This window comes from Halopenitus persicus, from assembly GCF_900107205.1.
GTDB classification, from domain to species: domain Archaea; phylum Halobacteriota; class Halobacteria; order Halobacteriales; family Haloferacaceae; genus Halopenitus; species Halopenitus persicus.
This window is the reverse complement of sequence record NZ_FNPC01000001.1, coordinates 547,185-553,698: the sequence shown is the minus strand read 5'-3', so window position 1 is coordinate 553,698 and position 6,514 is coordinate 547,185. Positions and strand designations below refer to the sequence as shown.

Below are 6,514 nucleotides of genomic sequence, written 5' to 3'. Positions count from 1 at the left end.
TCGATCCCGCTACTCCAGTTCCGCCGTCGATCCCGCTACTCCCGTTCCCGCCGTCGATCCCGCTACTCCAGTTCCGCCGTCGATCCCGCTACTCCCGTTCCCGCCGTCGATCCCGAAGCCGGTCGATCCGGTCGCCCAGCGCGACGGTCACCGAGAGCGGGTTCGGAAAGCGGCGCCGGGACGGCTCCAGCGAGTGGACGTCCGCATACCGCTCGAGCGCATCGGCGAGATCGGACGCGCCGACCCGCTCGGCGGCGATCTCGTCGGCGGCACGGACGCGCCGCCGGGCGGCCCCGAACCCGACGACGACGAGCACGAGCGAGAGGCCGAGCAGCGGCCACGCCGGTCCCGTTCCGGTCAGGGACGCGATGAGCGCGAGCCCGCCGGCGACCACCGCTCCGAACCGGACCTCCAGCAGGTGCTCGCGGAGCCGGCCCGCCTCGATCGCCACCAGCGCCGTGGCGGTCGCGTCGTCGAAGGCGTCCAGGAACGTGCTCGTGACGAACAGCCGGCGATGTCCCGGCGGCCCGCGCACGACCACGTTCGCGGTTTCTTCCGCATCGTTCTCGAGAATGCGCACGTCCCGAACCGTGAGTCCGGCCCGGTCACACAGTCGCGACAGTCGATCCGCGGTTTCACCCTCCGGGACGCGGGTCGATCGGAACAGGGGGAGCAGCCACGGCGACCCGTACAGGAAGACGGCCGCGATGGCGACGAGCCCCGCCCCGAACACGAGCGGCGTGGCGTCGCCGGGCACGACCTGCAACGGGGTGACGAGAACCGCGATGACGACGCTCAGGACGACGACGTAGCGCGCCATTTTGCGGAGGGCCTCGCCCGTGGACAGATCGATGCCGCGCACCCGTCGGACGCCCCGCACCGTCGGGGCGTAGGCGGCCAGCCACACGACCCCGGCGGCGAGGAGTTCGACGACGTTGGCGATGGCGGTCCCGAGCGGGGCCGGCGGGGTCGGCGGCGCCGGAAACAGCCCGACGACGGCGTCGCCGAATCCCAGAAGCGCGAACACGCCGTACGACAGGAGGGCTCCCGGCAGGAGCACGGCTAGATACAGCAGCCGGTACTTGCCGACGGGATTCGGGAGCCGACGCACGACGGCGCTGCCGATCGCGCCGCCGACGGTGCCCACGAGAACGAGGACGACGAACGCGGCGAGCGGCGGTCCGATCGACGGGGCTGACGACTGGAGGGCGGACGTCTCCGCTGTGTGGAGAGCGAACGTCTCCGCTGTATGGAGGGCGGACATATCGGACCGTTCGTCGATGCGGGGAAAAATCATTCCGGACGACCGTCGGGGGCATCGCAGGGTGCGATCGAGTTCGTAACTTAAAATCGAATCTAACCCTCGGCGTGATTTATCCGGTTCTCCGCCCAACACGCGGGTATGGCCCTCCAACTCGGCCGAACGTTCAGCGACGGCATCCGACGGGTGGTCACCCGAACGGGAGCGCTGCTCCTCGCGATGCTGCTTGCCGTACAGTTTCTCGTCCAGACAGCGATCAACACGGTCGTGATCGGACTCCTGCCGCCCGAGGCGGCCGCCGCGCTCGAGGGAATGCTCGGATTGACCCTCCCCGTGTCCGCCGGCGTCGCCGGCGCCCTGCTGGTCGTCGGGATCGTCGCCGGTGCTGCGTCCCTCGTGGTCCTGTCGCGGGCGCTCACGCGACCGGTCGCCGAGCTCTCGACGGTTCCCTCACGGCTGTTCACGCGCCGTCCCGGTCGCGCGACGCTCTCGATGCTCGTCGGCGGGGTCCTCATCGCGATCGCCGTGACGATCGGGACGGCCTTCCTCTTCGTCCCCGGCATATTTCTGAGCGTCTGCTTCATGTTCTTCGTTTTCGCCGTCGGCGTCGAGGACCGAGGAATCGTCGGCGGGCTCAAGCGGAGCTGGGGCCTCTCGCGGGGGAACCGGCTCAAGCTCGCCGTGTTCGTGGTCGTCGCCGCCGTGATCGGGGGCCTTCTCGGAATCGTGGGAAGCGTCCTCGATCTCGCCAACGCGCCGGTCCTCGCGGAGGTCGTCACCAACACCCTCGGCAGCGTGCTGTTTCTGCTCCTGTACGGAGCGATCGCCGAGGCGTATCTCCAGGTTCGCGAGGACGGACCGGGAGGGTCCGGTCGCGCGGGACCGACCGGTTCGGGGACCGCCTCGCCGACGCGGACCGACGGCGTCGAGCTGTAGCGCGCCGGTCGCCGGCGCGTTCCCGGTTCGTTCCTCCCGGCTCGTCGGTCGGCTCGTCGTCCCCGACGCGCGACGGAATCGCGACACCGAAGGTACTTTCGTGTGCCCCGCGATCGTTGGCGTAATGGTGACGTGTGAAGCGTTTGACCGGAACGTCGAGGTCAACGGTCAAACGGTAGTCACGATCGTCGAGAAGGCGATGGGACGGTTCTCCGAGGCGTATCGGGAGCGGGCGCTGGCGGCGCTCGCCGAGGAGGGGATCACCGATCCGGACCCCGACGAGTGGTACCCCCAGCAGGCGTGGTTGAACGCCTTCGAGACGATCGCCGACGAGCTCCAGCCGCACGTGCTCGACCGGCTCGGCGAACAGCTCCCGGACGTCGCCGACTGGCCGAACGACTTCGAGTCGGTGCCCGACGGCCTCCGGTCGATCGACGAGGCGTACCGCCGCAACCACCGCGGCGGGGAGATCGGCCACTACCGGTTCGAACGGACGGACGACCGCGCCGGCGAGCTCACCTGCCACACCCCGTATCCGTGCCCGTTCGACCGCGGGCTCATCCGCGGCGTCGCCGAACGGTACGCGCCGATGGACGCCTTCGTGTTCATCGAGGAGACCGGATCGACCTGTCGGCGGACCGGGGACGACACGTGCGTGTACACCGTCTACTGGTGACGGAGCGTCCCCCATGCTGGTGGCGGAACGTCCTCCATACTGGTGACGTGTGCTGCTTTAGGATCCCGGACCCCGACGGTCACCGCTCGTACTCCTCGAGCGCCTCGCGAAGCTCTGCCGCCGAGAGGTCGGCGGCGAGGGTGATGACCTCCTGGAGGTCCTCGTAGGTCCCGCGGAGGGCGGCGATCCGTTCCGCTTCGGTCCCGTCCTCGCCATCCGGGAGCTGCGATTCGGCCCGTTGGACCGTCCGCAGCGTCGTCTGGACCTCGCGTTGAACGTACTGCTGGAGCACGTCCTGCAGGATGAACCAGATCTCCCGCTCGGCCGAGTACTGCACCCGCCGTCCGCCCCCCTCGGAGGACCGGCGGTGAATGAGCCCGATCCGGGTGAGCGTTCGCGTCACGTTGCTGATCGTCGACTTCGCGTAGCCCGTCTCCTCGACGAGCTCCGGGATCGACAGCGGTTCCGTGGCGAAGTACAACACGCCGTAGATGCGGCCCGCGCTGCGGCTGAGTCCGTAGACCTCCGCCGACTGTTCCATCGACTCGATGACGCGCTCGCGGGCGATCGCCCGGTTCTCCGCGTCACTCATGGGCGCACCTCGTCGTTCATCGATCAGCCTCCTCGCTCATGGGTGTGTCTCGTCCTCGCTTCCGGCAGCGTCTCGTCCGCCCCGTGTCGTGAGCCCCTGTCGCATCACGTTTCACCAATGAACTCCGTAAGCATTAAATTGTTTGATTTGTTTGTTCGGAGTGTACCGAATAAACGGAACATCAGATTTCCCTCCCTCCACAACCCATGGCAAGTGCCTTCCCACACCAACCCGCCGTCGACCACGCGCCGCGTGAACGGACCAGCGTCGTGGTCGACCACGAGGAACCGACCGACGTGTTGCAGGTCCTCTCCTCGGAGACCGCCCAGGAGATCCTCCTCGCGCTCCGATCGGAGCCGGGGACCGCCTCGGACGTCGCCGACGCCGTCGACCGATCGGTCCAGAACGTCACCTATCACCTCGACCGGCTCCGACGAGCCGACCTGATCACGCCGATCGAGACGTGGTACTCCGAGAAGGGGCGGGAGATGACGGTCTACGCCCTCGCCGCCGAGCGGCTCGTCGTGCAGTTCTCCGGGGACGAGGAGGATGCGGAACGGCAGGATGCGGAACGGCAGGATGCGGAACGGCAGGATGCGGAACGGCAGGATGCGGAACGGCAGGATGCGGAACGACGGGACCGGGACTAGTCGGCGGTCTCGGCCTCGTCCCGTCGTCGGCGGACACGTTCGCTGACCCGCCACGATACTTAACTGGTTCCGGGACCGGCGGGAAACCATATTTAAACGCCCGCGTGAACGGCCCGCCACGGTATTTAAGGAAGCGCGCGGCGGAGGCCAACGCGTTCATGCCCCTTGCCCTCCCCCTGATCGGGATTCCGATCGACCTCCAGGACGTGATCGACGCGGTCGTCCTCCTCGTCGCCGCGGTCGCCGGGTTCCTCGCCGCGGGCGTCATCGGCCTGCTCGTCGGGCTCGGCGCCGGCTTCGCGTTCATCGAGATCACCGACGAACTGGCGCGGATCGACGAGGCGCTCACGCGGCTCGCCCGCGAGAACGAGGCCCTCCGCGATCGGGTCGAGACGCTCGAGGAAACCGTGGCGGAACTCGAAGGGACGATCACGGAACTCGAGAACGAACCCGGAACCGCAGACGATCCGAGCCGTTCGGACACGGACTGACGCGGGTCGACTATCGGACTCGGGTCGGCTCGGGATCGCCCCCGGTCGATGCCCGCCGGCTCAGAACAGTCCCGAGATCGTGCCGTCCTCGTCGATGTCCATCCCGGCTGCCGCGGGCTCGGCCGGCAGGCCGGGCAGGGTGAGGACGTCGCCGGTGAGGACGACGAGGAACCCGGCGCCGGTCGACGGATAGACCTCGGTCACCTCGAGGGTCCAGTCCTCGGGCGCGCCCTTGCGGCTCGGGTCGTCGCTGAGCGAGTGGAACGTCTTGGACATACAGACCGGCATGTCGTCGAACCCGAGGTCCGTGAGCCGCTCGATGTCCTCCTCGGCGTCGCCGTGGTACTCGACGCCGTCGGCGCCGTAGATCTCCGTTGCGATCGTCTCGATCTTCTCCTTGATCGGGACGTCGGCCTCGTAGAGGTACTCGAACTCGGAGTCCGACTCGGCCGCGTCGACGAGCTGCTCGGCGAGGTCCTCGCCGCCCGCACCGCCGTCGCTGAAGACGTTCGACTCCGCGACGCGGATCCCCAGGTCCTCCTCGCAGTGGTCGATCACCGCCTGCACCTCGGCGTCGGTGTCGCCGGGGAACCGGTTTATCGCCACGACGACGGGGACGCCGAACTGCTGGAGGTTCCGGACGTGTTTGTCGAGGTTCTCGAAGCCGCGCTCGACCGCCGCGACGTCCTCGTCCTCGAGCTCCTCGAGCTCCGGCGGCCACATATCCTGCCCGTGATACTTCAGCGCCCGGACGGAGGCCACGAGCGTGACCGCGTCCGGCTCCATCTCGCCGAAGCGGCAGACGATGTTCATGAACTTCTCGGCGCCGAGATCGGAGCCGAAGCCGGCCTCGGTCACGAGGTACTCCGAGAGGTGCGAGGCGAGCCGGTCGGCCATCAGGGAGTTGGTGCCGTGGGCGATGTTGGCGAAGGGACCGCCGTGGACGAACGCCGGCGTCCCCTCGATCGTCTGGACGACGTTCGGCTTGATCGCGTCCTTGAGGAGGATCGTGACCGCCCCCGTGGCGTCGATGTCGTCGACGGTGATCGGGTCGCCGTCGTCGTCGTAGGCGACGATGATCCGGGCCACGCGCTCCTTGAGGTCCGAGAGGCTGTCGGCCAGACACAGCACGGCCATCAGCTCCGAGGCGGCCGTGAGGATGAACCCGTCCTCGCGTGGCACGCCGGTGACGTCGCCGCCGAGGCCGATCACCGTCTCGCGCAGCACGCGGTCGTTCATGTCCATCGCGCGGGGCCAGTTGACCCAGTTGACCGCGACGTCGAGCTCGTTGCCCTGCTTGATGTGGTTGTCGAGCATCGTCGAGATGAGGTTGTGCGCGGTCGTGAGCGCGTGGAGGTCGCCGGTGAAGTGGAGGTTGATGTCCTCCATCGGCAGCACCTGCGAGTAGCCGCCGCCGGCGGCGCCGCCCTTGACGCCGAAGACCGGCCCGAGCGACGGCTCGCGGATCGCCACCAGCGCGTCCTTGCCGATCCGGTTGAACGCCTGTCCGAGTCCGACCGTGGTGACCGTCTTGCCCTCCCCGAGCGGCGTCGGCGTCATTCCGGTGACGAGCACGAGCTTGCCGTCGGCGTCGCGCTCGGCGACCGTCTCCTCGATCGCGTCGAGGCGTACCTTCGCCTTGTCCTCCCCGTAGAGCTCGAGGTCGTCACGGTCGAGCCCGAACGGCTCCACGACGTCGGCGATGTGTTCCGTCTCGGCCGCGTCGGCGATCTCGTAGTCGGTCGGGAACGACCCGTCGTCCTCGGCGTCGGTATCTGATGTCATCGTGTCCGAAACCTTTCGGTGGCCGCGTTATCAAGACTTCCCATACGTATCAGACGACGTATCGGTCATAGTTACCGACGCGTTCGAAACGCGTCGATCCCGCCTCGAACGCCCGTATTTGGG

At 68.1% G+C, this 6,514-nt stretch carries 6 protein-coding genes and 1 pseudogene; 4 read left to right on the top strand and 3 right to left on the bottom strand.

Features of this window, described 5'->3' with window-relative positions; genetic code table 11:
- Positions 1-88: 88 nt before the first annotated feature.
- Positions 89-1,264 (bottom strand): peptidase, encoded by a 1,176-nt coding sequence (locus tag BLV25_RS02775; protein WP_092730655.1) that lies wholly within the window; start codon positions 1,262-1,264, stop codon positions 89-91.
- Between the two features lie 138 nt (positions 1,265-1,402).
- Between BLV25_RS02775 and BLV25_RS02770 the strand changes: the two genes are divergently transcribed.
- Together BLV25_RS02770 and BLV25_RS02765 are read left to right on the top strand one after the other, a co-directional pair.
- Positions 1,403-2,197, top strand: coding sequence for a DUF7847 domain-containing protein (locus BLV25_RS02770; protein ID WP_092730653.1), 795 nt, complete (start codon positions 1,403-1,405; stop codon positions 2,195-2,197).
- Positions 2,198-2,321: 124 nt separating this feature from the next.
- The gene (locus BLV25_RS02765) at positions 2,322-2,873 is read left to right on the top strand and encodes a hypothetical protein (RefSeq protein ID WP_021073282.1); all 552 of its coding nucleotides are present in this window, start codon (positions 2,322-2,324) and stop codon (positions 2,871-2,873) included.
- A gap of 79 nt (positions 2,874-2,952) precedes the next feature.
- Here BLV25_RS02765 and BLV25_RS02760 read toward each other — a convergent pair whose 3' ends face one another.
- Positions 2,953-3,465, bottom strand: a complete 513-nt coding sequence (locus tag BLV25_RS02760) for a GbsR/MarR family transcriptional regulator (protein WP_092730651.1) — start codon at positions 3,463-3,465, stop codon at positions 2,953-2,955.
- Between the two features lie 206 nt (positions 3,466-3,671).
- Between BLV25_RS02760 and BLV25_RS02755 the strand changes: the two are divergent.
- Positions 3,672-4,016, top strand: a pseudogene (locus BLV25_RS02755) (ArsR/SmtB family transcription factor); the annotation flags it as partial.
- A gap of 203 nt (positions 4,017-4,219) precedes the next feature.
- Positions 4,220-4,606: a hypothetical protein gene (locus BLV25_RS02750; protein ID WP_143114374.1), complete on the top strand. Its 387-nt coding sequence runs from the start codon at positions 4,220-4,222 to the stop codon at positions 4,604-4,606.
- Between the two features lie 60 nt (positions 4,607-4,666).
- Here the strand turns inward: BLV25_RS02750 and BLV25_RS02745 are convergent, their stop codons facing one another.
- The gene (locus BLV25_RS02745; protein ID WP_021074996.1) at positions 4,667-6,391 is read right to left on the bottom strand and encodes a formate--tetrahydrofolate ligase; all 1,725 of its coding nucleotides are present in this window, start codon (positions 6,389-6,391) and stop codon (positions 4,667-4,669) included.
- Positions 6,392-6,514 lie beyond the last annotated feature (123 nt).

Bases quoted from the DNA above. Each gene is read 5' to 3' on its own strand.
- BLV25_RS02760 (WP_092730651.1), bottom strand. From the start codon at position 3,465: ATGAGTGACGCGGAGAACCGGGCGATCGCCCGCGAGCGCGTCATCGAG.
- BLV25_RS02775 (WP_092730655.1), bottom strand. From the start codon at position 1,264: ATGTCCGCCCTCCATACAGCGGAGACGTTCGCTCTCCACACAGCGGAG.
- BLV25_RS02770 (WP_092730653.1), top strand. From the start codon at position 1,403: ATGGCCCTCCAACTCGGCCGAACGTTCAGCGACGGCATCCGACGGGTG.
- BLV25_RS02765 (WP_021073282.1), top strand. From the start codon at position 2,322: ATGGTGACGTGTGAAGCGTTTGACCGGAACGTCGAGGTCAACGGTCAA.
- BLV25_RS02745 (WP_021074996.1), bottom strand. From the start codon at position 6,391: ATGACATCAGATACCGACGCCGAGGACGACGGGTCGTTCCCGACCGAC.